At 65.6% G+C, this 727-nt stretch carries 1 protein-coding gene; it reads right to left on the bottom strand.

Features of this window, described 5'->3' with window-relative positions; genetic code table 11:
• On the bottom strand, positions 1-727 hold a 727-nt coding region (locus AC1Q7O_RS27570), incomplete at both ends, for an IS481 family transposase (RefSeq protein ID WP_492662783.1).

Consider the following 727-nt stretch of genomic DNA (forward strand, 5'->3'; position numbering starts at 1 on the left):
TGTTGAGTTCCAGTAGGTTGTTCATGGCCGGGATGCGGCTCATGGGTGGCTGGCGGTTGAGTGCGGAGTGTGGCCGATGCCAGTTGTAGCGGTGCAGGAAGCGCTGCAAGGCTGCCTCGCGTTGGGCTGAGCTTTCGTAGGGCCTGGCGTAGGCCCACTCGCGCAGGCTGGTCTGCACGAAGCGTTCAGCTTTGCCGTTGGTCTTGGGCGTGTACGGCCGCGTTCGCAGGTGACGCACGCCAAGTTCCACACAGACCTGGCGGAAGGCCTTGGAGACGTAGCCGCTGCCGTTGTCGGTCATGACGCGGTCGATGCGCACGCCCAAGCCAGCGTAGTACGCCACCGCCTCGCGCAAGAAATCAGCGCAGCTCTGGCCGCACTCGTCGGTCTTGATGAGCGCGAACGACACGCGCGAGTGATCGTCGATCGCCAGGTGCACCAAGTCCCAGCCGATGCCACGTTTGGCACTGCGGCGGTCACCCGTGATACGGTGCCCCACGCCGTCGATGCGACCGAGCTTCTTGGTGTCCAGGTGAAGCAGTTCGCCAGGTGCTGCTCGCTCGTAGCGCACCACGGGCGCTGGCGGCTCCAACGAGGTCAGCCGTGACAACCCCAGGCGCTTCATGCAACGGCTCACAGTGCCCATCCCACGGCCGGCACGCATGGCGATGCGCCACAGCGGCCATCGCTGGCGACGCAGGGCCTCCAGGCTCGATTGCTCCTCAGC

It is taken from the genome of Roseateles sp. GW823-FHT07B05 (assembly GCF_058794515.1).